General features: G+C 41.3%; 18 protein-coding genes. 12 read left to right on the top strand and 6 right to left on the bottom strand.

The annotated features are described in order from the left end of the window. The first annotated feature begins 87 nt into the window (after positions 1–87). The 4 genes from WC743_RS07500 to WC743_RS07485 all read left to right on the top strand — a co-directional run bounded on the left by WC743_RS07500 (position 88) and on the right by WC743_RS07485 (position 6576). A complete protein-coding gene (locus tag WC743_RS07500; RefSeq protein ID WP_373011274.1) occupies positions 88–1695 on the top strand; it encodes an aminopeptidase P N-terminal domain-containing protein in 1608 nt (535 codons plus the stop codon). Between the two features lie 134 nt (positions 1696–1829). Continuing rightward, positions 1830–2549: a pyridoxine 5'-phosphate synthase gene (locus WC743_RS07495; protein WP_373011272.1), complete on the top strand. Its 720-nt coding sequence runs from the start codon at positions 1830–1832 to the stop codon at positions 2547–2549. Between the two features lie 111 nt (positions 2550–2660). Continuing rightward, positions 2661–5570 (top strand): aminomethyl-transferring glycine dehydrogenase, encoded by a 2910-nt coding sequence (gene gcvP / locus WC743_RS07490; RefSeq protein WP_373011271.1) that lies wholly within the window; start codon positions 2661–2663, stop codon positions 5568–5570. A 586-nt stretch (positions 5571–6156) separates the two neighbouring features. Further along, positions 6157–6576 carry a response regulator gene (locus WC743_RS07485; RefSeq protein ID WP_373011270.1) on the top strand — a complete coding sequence of 140 codons (420 nt, stop codon included), beginning with the start codon at positions 6157–6159 and terminating at the stop codon, positions 6574–6576. Here WC743_RS07485 and WC743_RS07480 read toward each other — a convergent pair. After that, a complete protein-coding gene (locus tag WC743_RS07480) occupies positions 6573–7343 on the bottom strand; it encodes an MBL fold metallo-hydrolase (RefSeq protein WP_373011269.1) in 771 nt (256 codons plus the stop codon). The genes WC743_RS07485 and WC743_RS07480 overlap by 4 nt on opposite strands. Before the next feature lie 398 nt (positions 7344–7741). Here WC743_RS07480 and WC743_RS07475 point away from each other — a divergent pair, with 398 nt between their 5' ends. The 6 genes from WC743_RS07475 to WC743_RS07450 all read left to right on the top strand — a co-directional run bounded on the left by WC743_RS07475 (position 7742) and on the right by WC743_RS07450 (position 15260). Continuing rightward, entirely contained in the window at positions 7742–8110 is a 369-nt protein-coding gene (locus tag WC743_RS07475) for a BlaI/MecI/CopY family transcriptional regulator (protein WP_373011268.1), read from the top strand. A gap of 15 nt (positions 8111–8125) precedes the next feature. Further along, positions 8126–10246 carry a M56 family metallopeptidase gene (locus WC743_RS07470; protein WP_373011267.1) on the top strand — a complete coding sequence of 707 codons (2121 nt, stop codon included), beginning with the start codon at positions 8126–8128 and terminating at the stop codon, positions 10244–10246. Between the two features lie 135 nt (positions 10247–10381). Then, entirely contained in the window at positions 10382–12037 is a 1656-nt protein-coding gene (recN, locus tag WC743_RS07465) for a DNA repair protein RecN (RefSeq protein ID WP_373011266.1), read from the top strand. Positions 12038–12457: 420 nt separating this feature from the next. Next, complete coding sequence (locus WC743_RS07460; RefSeq protein WP_373011265.1) at positions 12458–13270, top strand: enoyl-ACP reductase; 813 nt, start codon at positions 12458–12460, stop codon at positions 13268–13270. Positions 13271–13499: 229 nt separating this feature from the next. Further along, positions 13500–13724, top strand: coding sequence for an MEDS domain-containing protein (locus tag WC743_RS07455; RefSeq protein WP_373011264.1), 225 nt, complete (start codon positions 13500–13502; stop codon positions 13722–13724). Between the two features lie 144 nt (positions 13725–13868). Then, positions 13869–15260, top strand: coding sequence for an FAD-binding oxidoreductase (locus WC743_RS07450; protein WP_373011263.1), 1392 nt, complete (start codon positions 13869–13871; stop codon positions 15258–15260). Positions 15261–15476: 216 nt separating this feature from the next. On the opposite strand, the gene WC743_RS07445 is transcribed toward WC743_RS07450, so the two are convergent. Beyond that, entirely contained in the window at positions 15477–15878 is a 402-nt protein-coding gene (locus WC743_RS07445) for a hypothetical protein (RefSeq protein ID WP_373011262.1), read from the bottom strand. A gap of 332 nt (positions 15879–16210) precedes the next feature. On the opposite strand from WC743_RS07445, the gene WC743_RS07440 reads away from it, so the two are divergent. Continuing rightward, on the top strand, positions 16211–17344 hold the full coding sequence (locus WC743_RS07440; protein ID WP_373011261.1) for a carboxypeptidase-like regulatory domain-containing protein: 1134 nt from the start codon (positions 16211–16213) through the stop codon (positions 17342–17344). Positions 17345–17410: 66 nt separating this feature from the next. Here WC743_RS07440 and WC743_RS07435 read toward each other — a convergent pair whose 3' ends face one another. Next, positions 17411–19945: an ATP-dependent Clp protease ATP-binding subunit gene (locus WC743_RS07435; RefSeq protein WP_373011260.1), complete on the bottom strand. Its 2535-nt coding sequence runs from the start codon at positions 19943–19945 to the stop codon at positions 17411–17413. Between the two features lie 560 nt (positions 19946–20505). On the opposite strand from WC743_RS07435, the gene ettA reads away from it, so the two are divergent. Further along, a complete protein-coding gene (gene ettA / locus WC743_RS07430; RefSeq protein WP_373011259.1) occupies positions 20506–22188 on the top strand; it encodes an energy-dependent translational throttle protein EttA in 1683 nt (560 codons plus the stop codon). Positions 22189–22393: 205 nt separating this feature from the next. Here ettA and WC743_RS07425 read toward each other — a convergent pair whose 3' ends face one another. The 3 genes from WC743_RS07425 to dnaA form a co-directional block, all read right to left on the bottom strand. Next, positions 22394–23257 carry a DUF4349 domain-containing protein gene (locus tag WC743_RS07425; protein WP_373011258.1) on the bottom strand — a complete coding sequence of 288 codons (864 nt, stop codon included), beginning with the start codon at positions 23255–23257 and terminating at the stop codon, positions 22394–22396. Positions 23258–23621: 364 nt separating this feature from the next. Then, entirely contained in the window at positions 23622–24077 is a 456-nt protein-coding gene (locus tag WC743_RS07420) for a hypothetical protein (protein WP_373011257.1), read from the bottom strand. A 186-nt stretch (positions 24078–24263) separates the two neighbouring features. Then, positions 24264–25688 (bottom strand): chromosomal replication initiator protein DnaA, encoded by a 1425-nt coding sequence (dnaA, locus tag WC743_RS07415; protein ID WP_373011256.1) that lies wholly within the window; start codon positions 25686–25688, stop codon positions 24264–24266. Between the last annotated feature and the right edge of the window lie 105 nt (positions 25689–25793).

Here is a 25793-nt window from a genome sequence, read left to right as displayed (position 1 = left end):
ACGCAAACGACAAATCAACTAATTTTTTAGTTTGAATGTTTTATTCTTTTATATTTGTATCTTAACCTAAGCCTTAACAACTATACAATGAAAATTCTAAATAAAACCTTTACCCTGGCTGCTGCGCTTTGCATGGGTGCATTGTCTGCCTTTTCACAATCTGCAGAACAAAACCTGCCAAAAGATTACTTAAGCAAAGAGTTTCATGCAGGCAGGCGGGATGCGCTGCGTAAATTAATGCCTGCCAATTCGGTAACGGTAATATTCGCTTATCCCGAACAGGTTTTTTCAAATGATGTAAATTACGTTTATCACCCCAATCCCGATCTTTATTATTTCTCGGGCTACAAAGAGCCCGATGCAGCTTTGCTGATATTTAAGGATACACAAGGCGCCGGTGATAGCAGCTATAACGAGGTGCTGTTTGTACGCAAGCGCGATGCCCAGCGCGAGCAATGGACAGGAAGGCGTATGGGTGTTGACGGAGCAAAAACGCAGTTGGGTTTCAAAAAGGTTTACAATAGCAGCGAGTTTGCCAAGTTCCCCGTAGATTTTAAAAAGTTTAGTGCCGTTTTATACGATGAGATCCCCGATGACGCACAGGGCGACCTGAAAAATTTGATTAGTGCTTTTAAAACAAAGGCCACTGTCCCGGATATAGATAAGCAATTATTATCCGACTTAATTTTGATAAGCCAGCGTGGAACCCCTGCCTTGCTGCCGCGATTGATGGATTACATAAAGCCGCGTTTGAGCCTTGAAGCGTATAAAAATAACTCAATTATACAGGAGCTGGTAGCTAAGCCCGACTCTGCAACATTATTAAGTGTTAAAGCAAAAATACAGGCCGCTTACGGAAATGCCGGTAAGTTTAATGAGTTAACCATTGCCCTGCGTGGAATTAAACAACCGGAAGAATTGGCACTATTAAGCAAATCAGTACAGCTATCCAGCATTGCACATGCCGAAGTAATGAAGGCCGTAAACCCCAGCATGAGTGAGCGCGAACTGGAAGGTATTTTACTGTATGTACACAAAAAATACGGGGCCGAAGATGAAGGTTACCCGCCAATAGTTGGGGTAGGGGCTAATGCCTGTATCCTTCACTATGAAGAAAATAGCGAAACGGTATTAAACAACCAACTGGTATTGCTTGATGTAGGTTCAGAATACCACGGCTATTCGGCCGATGTTACCCGTACTGTGCCGGCCAATGGCAAATTCAGCGAGGAGCAAAAAGCCATCTATCAGATAGTTTATGATGCGCAGGAAGAAGTGTTTAAAATGTGCAAAGCAGGTGTTCCTTATGCTTCTCTTGAAGAAAAAACGCGTGAGGTTTTAGCTGCAGGATTAATAAAACTGGGTATTATAAAAGATGCGAAAGAACTAAGGTCTTATTATCCGCATGGCGTATCGCACCATTTGGGATTGGATGTACATGATAAAGGTTCTTACGCGGGCAACCTGGAAGAGAACATGGTAATAACCGTTGAGCCGGGAATTTATATTCCCGCAGGTAGTAAATGCGATAAAAAGTGGTGGAACATTGGCGTACGTATTGAGGATGATATTGTGATTGGTAAAGATAAAGGCACAAATTTATCAATAGATGCCCCAAGAAAATGGCAGGATGTAGAGAAAATGACCGCCCAAAAAAGTATATTTGACGGTGCGAAATTCCCGCCGCTTAAATAGGATTTACTACTATATTAGAACGCCCCGATTTATTGGGGCGTTCTTGTTTTATACGGATAAATGATATGCGCGCAATGGAGGCTGTTTATAATATTACAAATGATTTATAGATATTTGCCTAAACATCTGTTACCATGGCCCGATTATCTGTCAACATCAATAAAATAGCAACTCTGCGAAATTCCCGCGGCGGCGATAAACCAAATCTTGTACAGGTTGCTAAAGATTGTGAGCGCTTTGGCGCACAGGGTATTACCGTGCACCCAAGGCCCGATGAAAGGCATATCCGCTATGCTGATGTTTTCGATCTGAAAAAGATTGTAACAACCGAGTTTAATATTGAGGGTAACTGCCAGGAGAAAAAATTTATAGACCTGGTTTTAGCCAACAAGCCAGAACAAGTTACGTTAGTTCCGGATGTTTTGGGCCAAATAACATCAAATCATGGATGGGATACAATTACCAATCAGCAATATTTAAAAGATATGATAAAGGTGTTTAAAGACGCCGGGATCCGGGTATCTATCTTTGTTGACCCGATAATTAATATGGTTGAAGCTGCTGCTACTACAGGTACAGACCGTATTGAACTGTATACCGAAGCTTACGCCCATAACTATGCCGCCAACCGCGAAGAAGCCATTGCACCTTATGTAAAAGCTGCCGAAGCCGCGCAAAAAGTGGGTTTAGGTATTAATGCAGGCCATGATCTTGACCTGGAAAACCTGAAGTACTTTGCCGAAAATATCCCGGCTTTGGATGAAGTGAGCATAGGCCACGCACTAATAAGCGATGCTTTGTATTACGGACTGGAAAACACGATACAAATGTACCTGCGCCAGTTGGCAGTATGATTTTATTGCTTGCTTCTGTATGTAAAACCACTGTCACTAAAGTATTACGCAATTGTTATTCAATACCTAATATTGTACCTTTGCCGTAAAATTTAAGGGATACCCATTTCAATGAAGCTGAACATAGATTACCAGGAAAAATTCCAGCAAAGGCACATAGCGCCAAACCAGGCAGATACCGAAAAAATGTTAAAGACTGTCGGTGTCAATTCGCTTGATGAACTGATAGACGAGACTGTACCGGCCAGGATAAGATTAAAAAGTCCGCTGAATTTACCAGTTGCCAAAAGCGAATTTGATTATCTGAATACGCTTAAGCAAACAGCTTCAAAAAACAAGGTGTTTAAATCATATATCGGTCAGGGTTATTATGATGTAATTGTACCGGGCGTTATACAGCGTAATATTCTAGAAAACCCAGGCTGGTACACGCAATACACCCCTTACCAGGCCGAGATTGCACAGGGCCGTTTACAGGCACTGTTAAACTTCCAAACCATGGTTATTGATTTAACCGGGATGGAAATTGCCAATGCATCGTTACTTGATGAAGGTACCGCTGCTGCCGAGGCAATGTTTATGCAATACAGCCTGCGTAAAAATCAAAAAGCCAATGTGTTTTTTGTTTCAGAAGAAGTGTTCCCGCAAACTATTGATATTTTAAAAACCCGCAGCGAGCCTTATGGTATCACCCTGCAAATTGGCGACCACCGCAACGTTGAATTAACCGACGAGATGTTTGGTGCCATGGTACAATACCCTGCAGGCAGCGGTGCGGTTTATAACTATACCGGTTTCGCCAATGCTTTGCATGAAAAAAACATCAAACTTACTGTTGTTGCCGATATTATGAGCCTTATCCTGCTAACCCCTCCGGGTGAATGGGGAGCGGATATAGTGGTAGGCAGCACCCAGCGTTTTGGTGTACCAATGGGCTTTGGTGGCCCGCATGCCGCATTTTTTGCTACTAAAGAAGAATACAAACGCTCTATTCCCGGCCGTATAATTGGTGTAACTATTGATTCGGCTGGTAACTATGCTTTGCGTATGGCATTGCAAACCCGCGAGCAGCACATCCGCAGGGATAAAGCAACCTCAAATATTTGTACCGCGCAGGCATTACTGGCAATTATGGCCGGTATGTACGCCGTTTACCATGGCCCACAGGGCTTAAAACTAATTGCCGAAAGAATTCACGGCCTAACTGTTCTGTTAGCATCGTCATTAAAAGAACTGGGTTACGAGCAATTGAACGAAACTTATTTTGATACAATTAAATTTGACCTGGGTAAACTAAGCGGACCTGTTCATTCTGAAGCTTTAAACAACGAGGCCAACTTAAATTATAATGGTAATGTGGTAACCATCTCGGTTGATGAAACTACATCCCCTGAAGATATTAAAACCCTGGTGCGCCTGTTTGCAAAAGTTAAAGGCAAAACTTTAACCGATGCTAACTTTGATGAGTTGAAGAACAGCGTTGAAGGAATTATCCCAACAGAACTGCAGCGCACTTCAGATTATCTTACCCACGGCATATTTAATTCGCACCATTCAGAACATGAAATGCTGCGTTACATTAAATCGCTTGAGGCTAAAGATCTTTCGCTTTGCCACTCAATGATCGCTTTAGGATCATGCACCATGAAACTGAATGCCACCACTGAAATGGTACCGGTTACCTGGGCGGAGTTTAGCAAAATGCACCCTTTTGCACCAACAGACCAAGTTGGCGGCTACATGCAGTTGTTTGATGAATTAAACAAATGGCTTAGCGAAATTACTGGCTTTGCAGCAATGAGCTTACAGCCAAATGCAGGCGCACAGGGCGAGTACGCAGGCTTAATGGTTATCCGGGCTTATCATAATGATAGGGGCGACAGCCACCGTAATATTGCTTTAATACCTTCATCTGCACATGGTACCAATCCTGCATCGGCAGCTATGGCCGGGATGAAGATAGTTGTTGTTAAGTGCGATGATAATGGTAACATTGACGTGGCCGACATGAAAGCCAAGGCCGAGCAATACAAAAACGAACTATCATGCCTGATGGTGACCTATCCATCTACACACGGTGTATTTGAGGAGTCTATCATCGAGATCTGCGAAATTATCCATCAAAACGGCGGACAGGTTTATATGGATGGCGCTAATATGAACGCACAGGTTGGCCTAACAAGTCCCGCTAATATTGGTGCCGATGTTTGCCACTTGAATTTGCACAAAACCTTCTGTATACCACATGGCGGTGGTGGCCCGGGCATGGGCCCTATCGGTGTAGCTAAACACCTGGTTCCTTATTTACCGGGCCATGCTGTTGTTGATATTGACAATGGCAAAGCTATCCACGCGGTATCTGCTGCACCATGGGGGTCAGCATCTATATTAATTATATCACACGCCTATATTGCCATGATGGGTGCCGACGGTTTAACCAATGCAACCCGTTACGCAATCCTGAACGCCAACTACATTAAAACACGCTTAAAAGATCATTACAGCGTGTTATACACCGGCAGTAAAGGCCGTTGCGCGCACGAAATGATATTGGATTGCCGCTCATTTAAAACATTTGGTGTTGAGGTTACTGATATTGCCAAGCGTTTAATGGATTATGGTTTCCATGCGCCAACAGTATCGTTCCCGGTTGCGGGTACAGTAATGGTTGAGCCAACTGAATCAGAACCAAAGCATGAGCTTGACCGTTTTTGCGATGCCATGATCTCTATCCGTCATGAAATTGAGGATGTTGAAAAAGGCTTGTCAGATAAGTTGGATAACCCGTTAAAGAATGCGCCGCACACCGCCGCTGTAATTACGGCTAATGAGTGGGAGCACCCATATACCCGTCAAAAAGCGGCGTTCCCATTACCTTATGTAGCTCAATACAAATTCTGGCCATCAGTTGGTCGTGTAAATGATACATACGGTGACAGGACCCTTATTTGCTCATGTCCTCCGTTAACAGATTATGAGTTTGAAGAAAGCGAAGTAACAACACCCGAATACGGAACGTGAATACAGAAAAATATGCAGGTGTGTAAATAATAAATAAGCCGGTGACATGCACTTTCACCGGCTTATTTAATTATAATTACAGGAAGTTTTTGGTAATTACACCAACATTGACTTTTTAATCTGTATATTCATATGTATTTAATTGAGTAACAATCTGCACCTTTGCATGTCCGCATATTTGCACATTTTTTTTAGAAGATCCCCAATTTCGCCGCTCCTGTTATACAATAATATTTACATCGGTGCGTATCAAAGGAGGAAGATTACTTAGATATGGCTGCCGAAATGTAGAGCCTGGCAGACAGGTTTTTGAGAGTAGAATCTCTACACGGAGCGAGACAGGTATTACAGCATCTTAGCGGCAATCATTAGATGCTACAAGAAACTGGAAAATAAACACGACACATCTCATTGCCCAAAAGTATGGCCGGTAAAATGGTACAAGAACTATAAGCAGGATATGTAAAATTGAGTGTAATTGCGATTTTATAATTTGTTAAATTATAAAACAACATTCAAAAAATTCTATGTTTACAACTTCAAGGAGAATAACCTTTTAATTTGGATATCCGTATAAAGCATATATATGAACCCTAATAACAGCAAAACAGTAAGTGTTTTATTGGTTGACGATGATGAGATAAACAATTTTATTTCTATAAAATTGATAAAGAAGGCTTTATTAAACACTGAAATTATGGCTTGCCTTAATGGTAAGTTTGCTATTGAACAGCTTGCTGAAATTCAACAGAAAGACCCCGCGCAACTGCCCGACTATATTTTACTGGATATTAACATGCCAATAATGAATGGATGGGAGTTTTTAGATGAATATAAACGCCTTAACCTTGATCCTTTAGGCAAAAGCAAAATTTATATCATCTCATCATCAGTGTTCAGTAATGATATTAACAAAGCGCGTTCATATCCTTTGGTAAAAGATTCTATATCCAAACCGCTTAACGTTGAAAAGATAAAAGAACTTTTTGGGGTAGAGGAATATTAAACAGGTAGTACTGTAAACATTTCATCTTTATAAGTAACGATGCCTATGGCTATTGTCCTTGCGTGGTAAAAAAGGCAAACATCTCCATCTGCGGCAGCTTTTTTTCCATATTGTATCCGCAGTTCAGCAGCTTTATGTCCGTCGTAATCGTACTTTGCAACAAACTTTCTTATTAATTGCTCCGGTTCGGGTAGTTCATCGCCGCCAAAAAAAACTTTTTTACCTTCAAGGTCTATCCAAAATACCTGGTGAAATTTACTGTGCCCGCCAGATAGTTCATAATTAATGCCTGGTTTGTATTCGCCGCTGCCTTCAACAAAATCAATTTTAGCGCCGGCTTGTAATGCCTCAAAGATCTCTATATGGTAAGATGATGATTTCCCCGATAAGCCAAATTCAAATTCTTCACGTTGTATTACATGGGTAGCCTGCGGAAAGCTGGGCTCCAGTTTGCCATTACGTTCAACAACCAACCCGCCTGAATGATCATAATGCAGGTGCGACATCAGAACCAATGTTACTTCTTCCGGGTCGAAGCCCGCATTACGGATGTGCTGGTGAAGCAGTAATTCATCGCGGGTATCTTTGTACCCTAAACCGGCATCCAGCAAGATCAGGTCGTTGGCAGTTTTTATCAGGAAAGGGTTTACATGGATGAACAACGAGCCCGGGCGGTCTTTCCTGTTATCCGTTTCAGGGTTAAAAGGAATAAATTTTTTAGTAGCATCAACCGAATACGAGCCTTCGCTCAAAGCAAAAATTTCCATAGTAAATAATGTGCCGCAAATATAAGCTCCAAAAATTTAAAGGGTGAATGTTGGGCGATAAATGACAATAAGGCTATGATGCCCCGCTCAGGCTCTAGAATACCTTATCACTATCTCTCTGTACACCACAGGCAGAGGATAAGTAACCGGCAAGAGAGAAATTCATCACCGGTTGTAACGTTTACAAAATTAGCACGTCTATTAATTAGTAAAACAGCCAACACAAGGGTTTACACAGGATTGTCGGTTATATACGTTAAAAGTTAATTTATTTTTCTGTGTACCCTTGTGTTTTTTGTGATCACTACCTGATTCTAAAAAATATTTTATTTTTTATTTTGATATACGAAAATTATCGTACATCTTTGTACGAAGAAATTCGTATAATATAAAACAACATGGATTTGAAACCGACAGAAAGCGAACTGGAAATATTGCAGGTGATTTGGAAGAGGGGGCAGTGCAGCGTTCGCGATGTGCACGAAGAGCTTGCTAAAAGTAAAGATGCAGGTTATACCACTACCTTAAAACTGATGCAGATAATGCATGAAAAAGGCCTGGTTGAGCGTAATACCGATGCTAAAAGCCATTTATATAAAGCGTTGATCACCCGGGAGCAGGCACAGCAAGGCGCATTGGATAAAATTATTTCTACTGTGTTTAAAGGCTCAACATCTGATTTGGTGATACAGGCCTTAGGCCAGCACCGGGCATCAAAAGATGAGATAGATGCTATAAAAGACTATTTAAAACAGTTTGATAAATAAAAAACATTTACAGCCATGGAAAATATATTGTATAACATTAGCCAGGTTTTAGGTATCACCATTATCCACTCCTTGTGGCAGGGCTTGCTGATCTATTTTCTTTTAAGATTAGCATTGATTTTATTGACGGGGTTGTCTTCGTCTAAAAAATACCTGTTGGCCGTAAGCAGTCTGCTGGCCATAACTGGTTGGTTTGCCTACACCCTGGTAAATGAGATACAGATCTATGACTGGCTTGCCGTAAAGCCGGCCAACCTGGCTAATATGCCCCTGCTGCTTGAGCTGCCGGCTAACATCCGCCAGTTTAATGTACAAAGCATACGTTATTATTACAGTATAGAAGAGTACCTGCCATACATTACGCTATTGTACGTGGCAGGTTTGTTTTTAAATGCCGGCCGCTTAATGATGGCCCGTAAAAAGATCAATACCATAAAAGAAACCATGAGTATTGATGTGATACTGCAGCAGCAAATAAGCCGCTTTGCAGAAAAATTCGACATCACTAAAAAAGTAAAAGTTGGTTTAAGTAAAATGGTTGATGTACCCTGCATTGCAGGCTATTTTAAACCGGTTATCCTGCTGCCATTCACGCTGTCAACCTATCTGTCAGAAGATGAGATAGAGGCTATACTGATGCATGAACTGGCTCACATAAAACGTAACGATTACCTTGTAAATGTTGCCCAGCAGGTAATAACCACCTTGCTGTTCTTTAATCCATGTGTACTACTTATAAATAAAATAATTGGGGAGGAGCGCGAAAACAGCTGCGATGATTTAGTGGTTGATGCCACGCAAAACCCCGTTATATACGCAAAGGCCTTATTTAAATTAGAACAAACCCGCCAAAATGAGTTACAGTTAGCGCTGGCTGTAACAGGCAAAAAGTATCATTTATTAAACCGAATTGAACGTATCATGAAAACTAAAAAACAAACCCTTAGCGTGCGCCCAACATTAGTAGCCATGCTAATCTTAACTATAGGTGTTGGCACCATGGCATTACTTAATCCAGAAATTGCACAAGGTAAAATATCTGTAAAAGCCATTAAGCCGGCCATTGAAAATTTATTAACCGATACCATCCCCAAGAAAGCGGTAAAAAACCGCACTCAAGCTGCTAAAGCTACTGCCAAAGCCAAATACAAAGCAGAGAAATTTAAAGAGATGCGTTACCAAACGCACCCTAACTATTATTATAACGATGGATTGAAAGACCCGAAATTAGATAAATTAACTGCCGAGGTAGATAAGCATGCAAAAGCAATAGGCAAATATTACGATAGTGACGTGTTTAAAAGTTATAGTGCCGATATCGATAAACGCGGTAAAGAGATAGATGCTTTTTACAATAGCGATAAAATGAGGGAAATTACCGCGGCCCAGGAAAAAATGGGTGCTGAATTTGAAAAGAAATGGGGTGGGAAAAACAACCAGATGGAGCAGGTAGGCAAGCAAATGGAAGTTTTGGGCAAGCAAATGGAAAAATACTTTAACTCGCCCCAGTTTAAAGAAACCGATAAAAAGCTCCGTGCCAAATATGGTATCAAAAGTGATTACAACGATGACCGTAACGATAACTACAAAAAATACCAGGAGGAATTGCAGGCAAGCCTATCTCCGGAGATTAAGGAAACTACTGCTAACATGAAGAAGCTTGGCGAGGAAATGAGGGATCATTACGGTGCAGATATGCGCAGAGATGGCGATCAGATGCGTAAAATGGGCGATAGTATGCGCCGGGCTTTTGATAACCCCCGTATGAAACAAACTCAGGAAGAGATGCGTAAGATGGGCGATAAAATGCGCGCTTATGCCGATAACCCCGAAATGAAAAAACAAAAGGAATTACTTAGGCAAGCAACAGATAAATTAAGGGAGTATACCAATACACCTGAGTTTAAAGCTAAAGTAAAAGAATTTAGAAAGAACAGAAATGTTTACCAATGGGATAATAACAACGATAACGACAATAATAACGACAACAACAATATAAACGTTGATGTAAGGGAAAAAGTAAAACGGGATATTCAGGAAGCGAGAGAACGCTCAATTGAAAAAGCACCGGATGTAAAAGAAGTACCTGCTGCACCGGAAGTACCTGTTGCACCAGAAGCACCTGTAAAACCCTAGTATATTTTATTGACTAAACACAGTAGCGATGGGTTTTAAACTCATCGCTATTTTTATTAGCATTTTTACGTATCAAAACTTATAACTAAGCATCCTTTTTGTAATTTAGGGTTCTCAAAAAGGGGATACTTTTTTATGCTTCAAAAGCTAATCATACAAAATTACGCGCTGATTGATAACCTGGAGATCAATTTTGATAAGGGCTTAAATATACTTACCGGCGAAACCGGTGCAGGTAAATCCATTATCCTGGGGGCCTTGTCTTTAATATTAGGGCAGCGTGCCGAGAGCCGTTATTTTTTCAATCAACAGAAAAAATGTGTGATAGAGGGCTCGTTCAAAATAGCCGGGTTCCATCTCAATGCATTTTTTGAAGAGAACGACCTGGACTATGAAGGCGAAACCGTTTTGCGCCGTGAAATATCTGCAGATGGTAAATCACGTGCGTTTATCAATGATACCCCGGTTAACCTTACCCTCATAAAAAACTTTGGCGAGCGGTTAATAGATATCCACTCGCAGCATGCTACACAAGAAATTAACGATCCTGATTTTCAATTACTGGTGGTTGATGGTGTGGCAGGGCATCAGGAGTTATTAAGTACTTATCAAACCAGGTTTCGTGTTTACAAAAAATCAGTTACGCAGTTACAGCAATTAATAGAGCAAAACGATAAAGCCAAAACCGACCTGGATTATTACCAGTTCCAGTTTGATGAACTGGAGAAGGCCGGCATAAGCAATGATGAGCAAGAGTTGTTAGAAAAGGAACTGTACACCCTTAACAATGCCGAAGAGATAAAGCGCAATTTGTCCGGTGCTCATTATTTAATGCATGAGGGCGAAACATCGGCCATAATACAGTTACGTGAGGCGGGGCAGCAGTTATCGGCTATAGAGAAATTTAACCCCGTGGTTGAAGAACTGCACGAACGTTTAAAGAGTACACTCATCGAGCTAAAGGATATAGCCTCTGAGCTTGAAATATTAGATCAGAAGACACATACCGATGAAAGCCGCGCCGAAGAGGTGAACACCCGTTTGAGCTTATTGTATAACCTGCAAAAAAAGCATCGGGTTAATAGTAACGAAGAATTGCTGGCTATACAGGATGACCTGTCAGACAAGATGCAACAAGCCGTATTTGGCGATGAGGCTGTGGAGAAATTGCAAAAGCAGATAAGCGCCGATAAGCAGGAGCTGGAAAAGCTGGCAGCAGAACTATCAGCCAACCGCACAAAAGCCATTCCGGTGATACAGGGGAAGGTTTTAGCCACCCTAACCGAAATGGGCATGGGCAATTCGGCATTAGAAATAGAGCAGGCCCAACTGGGCGATTTAACAAAGAACGGTACGGATGCTATCCGCTTTATGTTCTCGGCCAATAAAGGCCATGCATTGGCAGATATGAGCAAGGTAGCGTCGGGCGGCGAGTTAAGCAGGCTGATGTTGAGCATTAAATCTATCATTGCAGAATATACCGCCCTGCCAACTATTATTTTTGATGAGATAGATACCGGTGTAAGCGGTGAGGTGGCCAACAAGGTAGGGCAGGTGATGGAACGCTTGTCGCAAAATTTGCAGGTTATTACCATAACTCATCTGCCGCAAATTGCAGGCAAGGGCAAAAGCCATTATTTTGTTTACAAAGATGATACCGCCGCAACTACCTATACCCGCATTAAAAAGCTGGACAATAACGAACGCGTATTGGAAATTGCCAAAATGCTGAGCGGCGACAAACCGGGCGAAAGCGCATTGCAAAACGCAAGGGAATTGCTTGCCGGGTAAATAATATGTCATTGCTAGTTTAAAAATCCGTTTGGCCTCTGAAGGATAAATGACATATGCCGGGTCATCCTGAGCTTGTCGAAGGACGTGCGCAAAGGCCCACCCCGCAATGCGGTTCGACAAGCTCACCATGACAAGACAAGCTCAGCATGACCCAATAACTAAACATGTCATGGGTAGCGATAGCGTGCAATCTCGTCGCATACAAAGTGATCATGCATTGGCTACGGGATTATTAATGAGTTTGATTTTTCCTTTATAGCATTAATGCGCTCCCTACGGTCGGTTGTCCACATCGCTTCGCTCTTCGTAATTACATGTTGGGAATGAATATATAACATATCCAACCAAACTAAAATCGTAATTCTGAAATCGTAAATAAAAAAAATATAACTTTACCGCAATTATAAAACACAAAAAATGGCTTACAATTTATTAAAAGGTAAAAAAGGAATTATTTTCGGGGCGCTTAATGAGCAATCTATCGCCTGGAAAGTGGCTCAGCGCTGCGTTGAAGAAGGTGCCGAAATAGTTTTAACTAACTCGCCGCTTGCATTACGCATGGGCGAACTAAATAAGCTTGCAGAGGAATGTAATGCCCCTGTTATCCCGGCAGATGTAACCAGCAATGAGGATGTTGCCAACCTGTTCACCAAATCAATGGAGCATTTTGGCGGCGGTGTCGATTTTATACTGCACTCGATAGGTATGAGTGTTAACGTACGTAAAAGTATCCCTTATACCGAAAATAATTACGAATTTACCCACAAGGGACTTGATATATCAGCATTAAGCTTTCACCGGGTATTGCAAACAGCCATGAAAATGGATGCTATAAACGAGTGGGGATCTGTATTGGCCCTTACCTACATTGCATCCCAGCGTGTATTTCCTGATTATAACGACATGGCCGATAACAAAGCCTACCTGGAAAGCATAGCACGTAACTTTGGCTACCAGTATGGTGTTAAAAAACATGTACGTATAAATACGGTATCGCAATCACCAACCCGTACCACTGCCGGTAATGGCGTTAAAGGTTTCGATGGTTTTATAAACTATGCAGAAAAAATGAGTCCGCTGGGTAATGCTGATGCAAACCAATGTGCTGACTATTGCGTAAGCCTGTTTAGCGACCTAACTAAAATGGTTACTATGCAAAACCTGTTTCATGATGGTGGTTTCTCTTTCACCGGGGTTACAGCTGCCGTTATTGAACAAATGGAAAAATAATTGTTCCGGTATTCCGTTCGGCTAAAAGCGGAACAGAGCGGAACAGAAAAATACTTTTAAATTGAAAGACCGCCTCATATTATAAATATGAGGCGGTCTTTTTTGTTAAAACGTCTGTAATGATAAGTTTAGACGTATGTTTTACTAATAAGAAATATATTATATTATTAATCAGGAATAATTTGCAAAATGCGTAACTTGCATTATTGCTGAAAGCCAGCTCCTATTCATGACTCAAGCGCTCAGGCCAACCGGTATTGACGTGATCAGAGATCTTCCCTGGGATACACATTTTTGCCATTTCTACGAAACAAAGCATGATCTGCTACCTGTGCCGGTGCCTTATTTTAAAGCCGGGCTGCAAAATAATGAATATTGCATCTGGATAACATCCGGAATACAACAGTTACGGAAGCGATGGCCGGCTGTGCCAAACCTTGATCAACATTTTTAATGTGGAAGTATTGAAATACTTCTCCAACCGAATTGGTAAGTTGATCGGGCTACAAGAAGAGTAATTATTTGAAGAGCAATAGAAAAGAGAAAGTCACTATTACATGGTTTATATATTTTTTTCATCAACTTAAAGAAAGAAGTTATGGTACCGGAAGACAAACTCACCCAGCTGAAACAAGCCCTGCGCGGGAGGTTGATTCAGCCTCTTGATGACGATTATCATACCGCACGCAAAGTGTATAATGGTATGATAGACAAATGCCCTTTAATGATAGCTAAATGTGTGGATGTAGCAGATGTAATTACGACGGTAAACTTTGCAAGAGAAAATGACCTGCTTACCGCAATAAGAAGTGGTGGCCACAATGGCGGTGGCCTGGGTATTTGCGATAATGGATTGGTAATTGACCTCTCGCAGATGAAGGGTATTAATGTTGACCCTGCTGCTAAAACGGCATGGGTTGAAGCGGGCTGTACTTTGGGCGATGTTGATCATGCTACACATGCATTTGGCCTGGCTACCCCCAGCGGAATTTTTTCTACCACGGGAATAGGGGGTATTACGCTGGGCGGAGGCCTTGGGCACCTTACGCGTCATTATGGCCTTGCCATTGATAACCTGCTTGAGGCAAATGTAGTACTGGCCGACGGCAGCTTTGTAAAGGCTAATGAAACAACCAACCAAGATCTTTTCTGGGCGCTTCGCGGCGGCGGTGGTAACTTTGGGGTTGTTACTTCTTTTTTATTCCGGTTACATTCTCTGAGTACTGTATATGGCGGGCCAATGCTGTGGGAATTGGATGAGGCCGAAGATGTGTTAAAATGGTATCAGGCCCTGATTAAAAATGCTCCTGATGAGCTTAATGGGTTTTTCGCTTTTCTTTGTGTTCCTCCCGGGCCTCCTTTCCCGGAACATTTGCATGCAAAAAATATGTGCGGCATAGTGTGGTGCTATAGTGGTGAGATGGAAAAAGCTGAAAAGGTTTTTGAACCTATCCGTAATTTTAGAAAACCTGCCCTTGATTTTGTGGGCCCTCTTCCCGTTCCGGCGTTAAACAGTATGTTTGATGCACTGATGCCACCGGGACTAAACTGGTATTGGAAGGCTGATTTTGTAAACGATATAGGTGATGAAGCTATTGCTCAACATTTAAAATATGGAAAACAGTTGCCCACATTGCTTTCAACTATGCACCTGTACCCAATTAATGGTGCTGCTTCCCGGGTAAGCAATACGGATACCGCATGGAATTATCGCGGCGCAACATGGGCCATGGTAATTGCAGGGATAGATCCCGATCCGGTTAATAATGATAAGATCACCAAATGGGCAAAGGATTACTGGGAAGCATTGCACCCGTATTCGGCAGGTGGTGCTTATGTAAACTTTATGATGGAGGAAGGCGAAGACCGCGTTAAAGCGACTTATGGGGATAATTATGAAAAATTAGCTTCTATTAAAGCAGAATATGATGCAGCTAACCTGTTTAGGGTAAACCAGAATATTAAACCCCAGGTACATCACGAGGTATAATTTTGAAAATTGAAAGCTTAGGTAGTTGATTTTACGCTAACCGGTGATATCTTTTTCCCGGTGATCACTTACGGACGCTATCATAACGAGCTGGAAGGGGAGACAAGCAAAGGCCTTTTTCCTGCCGGAATTATACATGGATTGATTTAAAAAAAGGCTGATCATAAATTATGACCAGCCTTTTTTTGTTTGAAATTTTAATTAATCGATATAAACTTAGTTAGAGTCTACCAGTACAATTTTTAAATCGGCATTATCAGGGCGGGGAGTTGTTTGCTGCCCATCATAGGTTTGAGCATACAATACCAGTTTACCGGCATTATGGGTATAACTAAAGCTTGTGCCGTTATAAACTTCCGGAACCTGTTCCCAAACGCCATCAGTAAATGACAGGTAAACCAATACACCTGCATGGTCATTGGCATAATCGTCAAGCTCTGGCAGGCTAACTTCTGCCGAGTAAGTTTTGCCATTATCAGATGACACCCAGCTGGATGAATTTACAGTAGTTAAAATGGTTAAGTTGTTGTTGGGTGCAACTACAGTTTCCTTTTTGCATGACGATGCCGTTAATAATACTACTACAGCTACGCATAAAATAGATAGAATTTTTTTCATTGGTGATAATTATTTAAGTTTTAACGTTTTGGATCAGTATTAAATTATGTTCATCCCTTCCACGTTACGTTATTAAGAATAATATTTCATAAAAAGGTTTAACCAACTAATTTTTTAGTTAGTTTTATTTCATGAATAGTAGAATAGCCGAATTACTGCCGGTAGATTTTGAGCCGGGAATTATCAAATAATGTATAATTGAGATGTTTATGATTCTTTACTGCATAACTGTATGATTTACAGTAATTAACAATTATAATTATTGCAAAAATGTTACTAAAAAATACACATTCTATAGATGCATAATTGTAACTTGTGATAACAATACATCTATGAAACACCTAAGCTTATTATTACTGCTACTGCCTTTTGCCTGTTTTGCGCAATTAAGAATAGAAGGACGGGTGGTTAACGCCACTGACGGTAAAAGCATCCCTGATGCCAGTGTATATTTAACCAACACTACTATCGGCCAAAAATCAAACGCTGATGGCACATTTTCACTTAACATTTTACGGGCAGGGCAATATGACCTGATTGTTACCGCGATAGGTTATGAAGGTTACCGCGAAACGGTGATGGTGAATGAAAGTGTAAAATTACCCGATATTAAAATATTGCCCAAAACTACAATGATGAAAGATGTGCGTATTGTGGGTAAAGACCCGAAACGTGCCAGGAAGCTTCGGATATTTAAAGAGCAGTTTTTGGGTTCATCAGCTATAGCTAACCAATGTAAGATCCTTAACCCCGAAATTCTGGATCTGCGCTTCACTAAAGGCGAAAAGCAATTGCTGGCTAAAACCAATGATTTTTTAGAGATAGAAAATGTCGCGTTGGGATATAAGCTCAAATACCTGGTGAGCGAGTTTGTGCTGGATGAGGAGGCCGGGACGGTTGTTTATGAGGGGGCAGTATTATTTGAGGAAAAAGATGGCACACCATCAGAAAAATCACGCCGGGAAAAGAACCGGCTTGAGGTTTACTTTGGCTCATCTACTCATTTTCTGCGGCAGGTATTGGCCAATCAGGCAGATGTAAATTACCTGGTACGCAATTTTTGTATCAAGGGAATAGATCCTCACCTGTCTAACACATTCAAGTACGATACATTGCACCCGAAGGATTATATTCATCCTACCGATAAACGTGGTATTTATGCCATGAGCTATAATGACCAGGTTGATATTTATCATTATCTATCAAACCATACCCGTAGAATGGGTGCCGGACTGGTGGTCACCATTACATTTTTAGAACCGGATATGTTTTTTGACAGTAACGGTATTATCTTAAACCGGAAAAGTGTTTTGTTCAGAAACGCCTGGGGCAAAAGTAGGGTAGCGGAGTTGTTACCGATAGATTTTTGGCCGGAAACAGAGGAGAAATCATTACCGGGTGATGTAGAAAAGAATAATGACGTGCCATATCAACGAATTAGGCCAGCACTGGGCGGACTTAGATAAATTAACAAATACTAAAAAAGCCCGCTTGCATAACAAGCGGGCTTTTAATATCTCCACGAAGAGGAATTATTTCTTTTGTTCTTCTTCAGGTTTTTTGTTCTCGTTCTTTTTGTCGATCACTTTTATCTCGTTGGCTTCCTTATCAAAGTCAACCATCAGGATATCACCCTCGGTTAATTCACCTTTCAGGATCTCTTCGGCAATTGGGTCTTCCAAATATTTCTGGATGGCGCGTTTAAGCGGCCTTGCACCAAACTGCGAGTCGTAACCTTTATCGGCAATAAACTCTTTGGCAGCATCGGTCAGTTCAATTTTGTAACCAAGGCTATTTACACGGCCAAATAAGAAACCTAACTCAATATCAATGATCTTGAAGATCTCGTCTTTACCTAATGAGTTGAACACGATAACATCGTCAATACGGTTCAGGAACTCTGGTGCGAAAGCGCGTTTTAAGGCATTTTCAATAACACCCCTTGAGTGAGCATCGGCCTGAGTGGTTTTAGCGTTTGTGCTAAAGCCTACACCCTGTCCAAAGTCTTTCAACTGGCGTGCGCCAATGTTTGATGTCATGATGATGATGGTATTCCTGAAATCAACCTTGCGGCCTAATGAATCAGTTAACTGTCCTTCATCCAATACCTGCAATAGTATGTTAAATACATCCGGGTGAGCTTTTTCAATCTCATCCAGTAATACCACTGCATATGGTTTACGGCGTACTTTTTCAGTAAGCTGTCCGCCTTCTTCATAACCTACATAGCCCGGAGGCGCGCCCACTAAACGTGATACCGCGAATTTCTCCATGTATTCGCTCATGTCAATTTGTATCAGGGCGTCTTCGGTATCAAACATAAAACGGGCCAGCTCTTTAGCCAGCTCTGTTTTACCAACACCTGTTGGGCCTAAGAATATGAATGAGCCAATTGGTTTTTTAGGATCTTTTAAGCCGGCACGTGTACGTTGTATAGCACGGGTAAGCTTTTTAATAGCCTCTTCCTGGCCTATGATCTTGGTGCCAATAGTTTCTGACATGGCAAGCAGCTTAACGCTATCAGCCTGGCCAACACGCTGTACCGGTATACCGGTCATCATGCTTACTACTTCGGCAACATTATCTTCAGTTACAGTATAACGTTTTGATTTTGTTTCGGCTTCCCAGGTTGTTTTAGCCTGATCAAGCTCTTCTAATAAATGTTTCTCGGTATCGCGCAATTTGGCAGCTTCCTCATATTTCTGGCTGCGTACCACTTTGTTCTTCTCGATCTTGATCAATTCTATCTTCTGCTCAATATCCAAAATTTCCTGTGGAACATGGATGTTGGTTAAATGCACGCGTGAGCCTGATTCATCTAAAGCATCAATAGCCTTGTCTGGCAAAAAGCGGTCGGTAATGTAACGGGTAGTTAAAGCAACGCAAGCATTAATAGCTTCGTCTGTATAAGTTACGCCGTGGTGCTCTTCGTATTTCTCTTTGATACGGTTAAGTATCTCAACAGTTTCTTCAGGAGTAGCAGGCTCAACCATTACTTTTTGGAAACGACGATCTAAAGCGCCATCTTTCTCAATATACTGGCGATATTCATCAAGTGTAGTTGCGCCAATGCATTGTATCTCTCCGCGGGCTAAAGCCGGCTTAAACATATTTGATGCATCTAATGATCCCGAAGCACCACCAGCACCTACAATAGTATGTATCTCATCAATAAATAAAATTACATCAGGAGATTTTTCCAGCTCGTTCATTACGGCTTTCATACGCTCCTCAAACTGTCCGCGGTATTTTGTACCTGCCACCAATGAGGCCAGATCTAAAGTAACAACGCGTTTGTTAAACAATACACGTGATACCTTACGTTGTACAATACGCAGGGCAAGGCCTTCTGCAATGGCAGATTTACCAACACCCGGCTCACCTATTAAAATAGGGTTGTTCTTTTTACGGCGGGAAAGTATTTGCGATACGCGCTCAATTTCTTTTTCGCGCCCAACAATAGGGTCAAGTTTACCTTCTTCGGCAGCTTTGGTTAAATCGCGGCCAAAGTTGTCAAGTACAGGTGTTTTTGATTTTATGTCAGATACTTTTTTAGGCTGGCTGAATGAGTCTTCTTCTTTAAAGTCGTCATCGCCACCAGTTGATGATCCCGGCATTTCGTCGGTAATATCGTTTTTATGTGATTCCACTTCGCTTTTAAATACTTCGTAGTTAACATTAAACTGCATCAATATCTGCGAAGCAATATTATCTTCATCGCGAAGGATAGAAAGCAGCAGGTGCTCCGTACCTATAACATCGCTTTTAAATATTTTTGCCTCCAGGTAAGTTATCTTCAATACTTTCTCGGCTTGTTTGGTTAACGGGATACTGCCTATATGTACATTAGTGCCTATTGTTCCTTTTACAGCATCCTCAACAGCACGGCGTAGTTTAGCGGTATCAACGGTTAGCCCTTTTAATAATTTGATTGCCACACCATCACCATCACGGATGAGGCCCAGCAAAAGATGCTCCGTACCAATATAATCATGACCAAGGCGCAACGCCTCTTCCCTGCTGTATTGTATCACATCCTTAACCCGTGGCGAAAATTTAGCTTCCATATATACCTTTCTGATTATGATCGTCCTAATCTATAAATTTGTTTTTATCTGTCAAGACGATTGTTATAACATTTATCAACAATATTGCCAATTTTTTAGCTTTAGCATAAACAGACAATTTGATGATAGTCGCCTGCTGTAAATAAAATTAACCCAGTTGCAATTTGTTTTAAATCCGCTATAAACTGCCTGATAATTAATATTAAACGATAAAAACTATATTATTTGATAATATATTATTAAAATAGTTTAAAAGAGCTGTAATTATAAAACCCTTTAAGCTAAAACAGGGCAAATAGTCATTGTTTATGACAATACGGCATAAGCGAAAATTTGCCTACTGTATTAATGTACTTGATGACAAACCAAATCATTTACATTGAAAGATACAAATTAAACTATGAAATTGTAATGAAAATTGTGAACAAGTGTTGTTAGTAAACTTTGTTTAATGGGCAAATCATTATTTTTTGTGCTGAAACGAAACAAAATATAACGGTTACCATTGTTATTAATTATTCATTTTAACTGATATTTGCCACACTAATTTTAATTGTTACATGGCTGACGAGAAGATCATATTTTCAATGGCAGGGGTAAGCAAAGTTTATCCGCCTCAAAAAACAGTGTTAAAAAATATTTATCTGTCGTTTTTTTACGGCGCTAAAATTGGCGTTATCGGCCTAAACGGCTCAGGTAAATCGTCACTTTTAAAAATTATTGCCGGTATTGATAAGACAAACATAGGCGAGGTAGTATTTTCACCAGGCTATAGCGTGGGCTACCTGAGCCAGGAACCAGAGCTTGACCCTAACAAAACCGTTAAGGAAATTGTGGAGGAAGGCGTTGCCGAAACTACCGCGTTATTAAAAGAATACGAAGATATTAACGAAAAATTTGGACTGGAAGAGTATTACAGCGATGCCGATAAAATGGATAAGCTAATGGCCCGCCAGGGCGAATTGCAGGACAAAATAGATGCAGTGAACGCCTGGGAGCTTGATGTAAAACTGGAGCGCGCCATGGATGCATTGCGCTGCCCTGAACCGGACACTAAAATTTCGGTACTATCAGGAGGTGAGCGCCGCAGGGTGGCTTTATGCCGCCTGCTTTTACAGGAACCTGATGTATTGTTACTGGATGAGCCTACCAACCACCTGGATGCCGAATCAATAGATTGGCTGGAACAGCACCTTAAGCAATATAAAGGAACCGTAATTGCTGTAACCCACGACAGGTATTTCCTTGATAATGTTGCCGGCTGGATCCTGGAGCTTGACCGTGGCGAAGGTTTACCGTGGAAAGGCAATTACTCTTCATGGTTAGAGCAAAAATCAAAACGCTTAGCACAGGAAGAGAAAACTGAGAGTAAACGACAGAAAACATTAGAGCGCGAGCTGGAATGGGTACGTATGGGGGCGAAGGGCCGCCATGCTAAATCAAAAGCCCGCTTATCAAACTACGATAAATTAGCATCAGAGGAAACAAAGGACAGGGAAGAAAAGCTGGAGCTGTTTATTCCGCCGGGCCCGCGTTTGGGTAATATTGTGATAGAAGCTAACAATGTAACAAAGGCCTATGGCGATAAAGTATTATTCGAGAACCTGAACTTTTCGTTACCGCCTGCTGGTATTGTGGGGATAATTGGCCCCAATGGTGCAGGAAAAACCACATTGTTCCGCTTAATTACAGGGCAGGATCAGCCCGATGCGGGTACTTTCCGAGTGGGCGAAACCGTTGCTTTAGGGTATGTTGACCAGATGCATGATGATCTTGACCAAAACAAATCTGTTTGGGAAAACGTAACTGACGGATTGGATACTATTATGGTTGGTAACCGTCCGCTTAATTCAAGGGCATATGTTTCAAAGTTCAATTTTAATGGTGCCGATCAGCAGAAGAAAGTTGGCGTACTATCTGGCGGTGAGCGTAACCGTGTGCATTTAGCCATCACCTTAAAAAAAGGGTCGAACGTACTGTTGCTGGATGAGCCTACCAATGATATTGACGTAAACACTTTACGTTCATTGGAAGAAGCGCTGGAAAACTTTGGCGGCTGTGCGGTTATAATCAGTCACGACCGTTGGTTCCTTGACCGTGTTTGTACCCACATACTGGCATTTGAAGGAAACTCGCAGGTGTATTTCTTTGAAGGTAACTATAGCGATTACGAAGAGAACCACAAAAAACGCGTAGGTGATGTAACACCGAAAAGGATCAGGTATAAGAAACTGACAGTATAGGTCTGAACCCGAATTTTCTGAATTTAAGAATTTACAGGATAAGAGAAAGGCCCGGTTGTGTAAGCAGCCGGGCTTTCTTGTTTTATTTAATATTTCCACGCGTCATTGCGAGGTACGAAGCAATCTCCCGATGGGCTGTCAGTATGCAAAGTGTTCATGCATAGTCCTGAGATTGCGTCGTACCTCGGAATCACAGTCCGGAGTATTAAAGTTTCAATGCCGGATATTTTCTTTTATACATCTTATACCCTATCCATAAACAAGCGCCGGCTAATAAGAACATCCATATATTGGCCAGGCCTAAAATAATTTCGGCAAACATATACCAGCCATTTGCCAGTGCCAATAACAGGCGACTAAAAAATGGTGGGTGATACGCGGATGGATCGTCATTCGCTATCAGTTGCTTACTAATGGTTTTATCCTGATAAAAGCTTAGGATGATGGTACTGTATCTTACTGCTGCATCCGTTTTTAAATTGTTTACCTGGTCATCAACCATATTGTCTTTTAGGGCCAATATAGCATCGGGGTCTTTTGCCGATTCTTTATCCATAGTTTTAGTTTGGGCAACCCATTCCTTACGGTTCTTAACTTTTAGCTCAGAAGAGGCATAGTCGAAGGTTTTATCTTCAATATCCATTTTGCGGCTTATGGTAAGCACTGCCATACGGCCAACATTGTTCATGAAATCTTCCATTTTGGCAGACGGGATTTTTACTGTCATATCCGCAGTGGTCTTATAAATAGTGACCTGTCTTATAGAGTCATTGCTTACCCGGATGTTCTCAGAGTTTTCTACCTCCGAGCCCATTTGGTGATGTACCACTATGCCATTGTACCGGTTAACTATATTGGATATAGAATCGCCGGTTTGCTGCACGTTCTTCACTTTGAAATTCATGTCGGCTGTTTTTACCAACTTGACTTTGTTGTTGGTTTCCGCACCGGCTGTTAAGCTTGCTGTATCAGCAGAAGAAATATCTCTTTTTTCATCATTATTTGAACTGCTTTTGCAAGCTGCGAATAAGGCTACGCCTGCTATCGCGATAAAGATCTTTGTTTTCATGCTTTAGTTGATTTAATTGGTTTGGTATTAATACCAATCATAAAGCAATGGTGACCCTGTTAAAATTTGATAATCAAAATGTTACAAACAGAGAAGGGAGACAGGATGTCAAGGATCAGGAAACAAGAAAAGCCCGGTCGCGTTTAGCAATCGGGCCTTCTTTTTCCACGCGTTATTGCGTTTTAAAATCCGTTTGGCCTCTGAAGGATAAATGAAATTTGCCGGGGTCATCCTGAACTTGTCGAAGGACGTGCGCAAAGGCCCACCCCGCAATGTGGTTCGACAAGCTCACCATGACAAGACAAGCTCAGCATGACCCAATAACTATCTATGTCATTGCTTCGTCGCTATGACATATTTTTTCTTATTCCGGGCAGTTATCTTTACGGCGGGTATCAACAATGTAAATGATCTTCCAGCCTTCGGCAGTTTTCATCAGTTGGAAAAAATTCACGCCGCAATGGCTAAACTGCTGGCCCAGGTAAAACTTATAGGGTGTCCAAACACTGGCAAGCGGCCCATCAACTTTAATATCTCCATAGGTTATGCGTTCGTCGTAAATTTCTTTATGAGGGGTGCCAACCTGCTTGATAAAACCATCCGGACTTTCGGTATTTAACGCGGTTGTGCCGTCCTTTTTAGTTGCCACACTTTGGAATACCAATCCTTTAGCAAAGGTAGAGCGAAGTGTGGTACTATCACTTTTACGCATAGCGTTAAACATGGTATTGATGGTTTTTTTGATATCGTCCTTATCTGTTTGGCAAAATGCTTTGGCAGATAGGGTAAGAATAAGTGTTAGGATGAATAGCTTTTTCATTGCTGAGGTTATTGGTTGCTGCAATTTAAATAAAAAATTAAACTGTCGTGCTGAATTTATTTCAGCATCCCCCATGCAATGTTTGCTACAGTCCTGTGAGATCCCGAAATAAATTCGGGATGACGGGTAGTGTCGAACAAAAAAGCCCCGCATTGCTGCAGGGCTTTCTGATATTTAACAAGTCGGTTACGACATTTTTAATTTCTTTTGGATATCAGCTACGTAGCCTTTGAATTTTTTATCGGTATCAATTAAATCTTCAACTGTTTGGCAAGCGTAGATAACTGTTGAGTGATCGCGGCCGCCAAAGAAATGACCTATTGATTTTAATGAGCTTTTGGTATGCGCTTTAGCCAGATACATTGATATTTGCCTTGCCTGTACAATTTCGCGTTTGCGGGTTTGCGATTTAACCATTTCAATAGGTACTTCAAAATATTCGCAAACCAGGCTTTGAATGTATTCCATTGAAATTTCTTTGGATGAATTTTTTACAAAATTCTTAAGCATTTGCTTAGCCAGGTTCAGGTCAATCTCTTTACGGTTAAGGGTTGATTGTGCCAGTAATGATACCATTGCACCTTCAAGCTCACGTACATTATTATCAATGTTATGGGCAACGTACTCAACAACATCGTTTGATAATTCAATACCATCCTGATAAATTTTGTTTTTAAGGATAGCCATACGGGTTTCCAGATCAGGGATCTGTAAATCGGCAGAAAGGCCCCATTTGAAACGGGATAGCAAACGCTCTTCTAAACCGGCCAGATCCTTAGGCGCCTTGTCTGATGTAATGATGAGTTGCTTGCCGGATTGGTGCAGGTGGTTAAAGATATGGAAAAAGAAATCCTGTGTTTTTTCTTTGCCGGCAAAATTATGTACATCATCCATGATCAGTACATCAATAGCCTGGTAAAAGTTCACAAAATCGTTTATGTTATTATGTTTTAAGGCATCAACAAATTGCTGTGTAAATTTCTCGCAGCTTACGTAAAGCACCAGCTTATCAGGCAGGGTACGTTTTATTTCGTTACCTATAGCTTGTGCCAGGTGGGTTTTGCCTAAGCCAACACCACCGTAAATCATTAGCGGGTTAAATGAAGTACCACCCGGTTTAGCGGCAACAGCATAACCGGCCGAGCGGGCAAGGCGGTTACAGTCACCTTCAACAAAGTTTTCGAAGGTGTAGTTGCGGTTAAGCTGAGGATCTACATTAAGTTTCTTCAATCCCGGTATTACAAACGGGTTCTTAATGTCCTTATTTATTGAAATTGGTATGGGCATAGACTGATTTTTAGCTTCGGCACCATTTCCGTTAGAAGGCATATTTGTTGTATATGGCTTGCTTGATGATTGTTCAACAACAATGTTGTACTCTAAACGACCTTCGTCGCCTAATTGTTTTTTTATTGTTTTGCGCAGCAGCCCAACATAATGCTCTTCCAGCCATTCATAAAAGAATAAACTTGGTACCTGTATCGTCAGAACGCTTCCTTCCATACGCAATGCTTTAATTGGTTCAAACCAGGTTTTAAAGCTTTGTGCCGGTATGTTGTCTTTTATGATTTGAAGGCAGCTATTCCAAACGTTAGTACAAGTTTTTTCCATAAGGTTATTAGTAATATCTTGATTTACAGTGTCCGAGAGGGCAAGTTTTTCGGCCGTTTCGGAACATCGAATATTCTAAAAAAAAGCGGATAAAAAAATATATTT

It is taken from the genome of Mucilaginibacter sp. (assembly GCF_041660805.1).
Classification (GTDB): Bacteria; Bacteroidota; Bacteroidia; order Sphingobacteriales; family Sphingobacteriaceae; genus Mucilaginibacter.
The sequence above is the reverse complement of the archived record's forward strand: the minus strand, read 5'-3'. Positions and strand labels throughout refer to the sequence as shown.

Coding starts and splice junctions, on each gene's coding strand:
- WC743_RS07425 (WP_373011258.1), bottom strand. CDS start 23,257: ATGAAAACAAAGATCTTTATCGCGATAGCAGGCGTAGCCTTATTCGCA.
- WC743_RS07470 (WP_373011267.1), top strand. CDS start 8,126: ATGGAAAATATATTGTATAACATTAGCCAGGTTTTAGGTATCACCATT.
- WC743_RS07495 (WP_373011272.1), top strand. CDS start 1,830: ATGGCCCGATTATCTGTCAACATCAATAAAATAGCAACTCTGCGAAAT.
- recN (WP_373011266.1), top strand. CDS start 10,382: ATGCTTCAAAAGCTAATCATACAAAATTACGCGCTGATTGATAACCTG.
- WC743_RS07500 (WP_373011274.1), top strand. CDS start 88: ATGAAAATTCTAAATAAAACCTTTACCCTGGCTGCTGCGCTTTGCATG.
- WC743_RS07440 (WP_373011261.1), top strand. CDS start 16,211: ATGAAACACCTAAGCTTATTATTACTGCTACTGCCTTTTGCCTGTTTT.
- WC743_RS07485 (WP_373011270.1), top strand. CDS start 6,157: ATGAACCCTAATAACAGCAAAACAGTAAGTGTTTTATTGGTTGACGAT.
- WC743_RS07420 (WP_373011257.1), bottom strand. CDS start 24,077: ATGAAAAAGCTATTCATCCTAACACTTATTCTTACCCTATCTGCCAAA.
- dnaA (WP_373011256.1), bottom strand. CDS start 25,688: ATGGAAAAAACTTGTACTAACGTTTGGAATAGCTGCCTTCAAATCATA.
- gcvP (WP_373011271.1), top strand. CDS start 2,661: ATGAAGCTGAACATAGATTACCAGGAAAAATTCCAGCAAAGGCACATA.
- WC743_RS07480 (WP_373011269.1), bottom strand. CDS start 7,343: ATGGAAATTTTTGCTTTGAGCGAAGGCTCGTATTCGGTTGATGCTACT.
- WC743_RS07450 (WP_373011263.1), top strand. CDS start 13,869: ATGGTACCGGAAGACAAACTCACCCAGCTGAAACAAGCCCTGCGCGGG.
- WC743_RS07475 (WP_373011268.1), top strand. CDS start 7,742: ATGGATTTGAAACCGACAGAAAGCGAACTGGAAATATTGCAGGTGATT.
- WC743_RS07435 (WP_373011260.1), bottom strand. CDS start 19,945: ATGGAAGCTAAATTTTCGCCACGGGTTAAGGATGTGATACAATACAGC.
- ettA (WP_373011259.1), top strand. CDS start 20,506: ATGGCTGACGAGAAGATCATATTTTCAATGGCAGGGGTAAGCAAAGTT.
- WC743_RS07445 (WP_373011262.1), bottom strand. CDS start 15,878: ATGAAAAAAATTCTATCTATTTTATGCGTAGCTGTAGTAGTATTATTA.
- WC743_RS07460 (WP_373011265.1), top strand. CDS start 12,458: ATGGCTTACAATTTATTAAAAGGTAAAAAAGGAATTATTTTCGGGGCG.
- WC743_RS07455 (WP_373011264.1), top strand. CDS start 13,500: ATGACTCAAGCGCTCAGGCCAACCGGTATTGACGTGATCAGAGATCTT.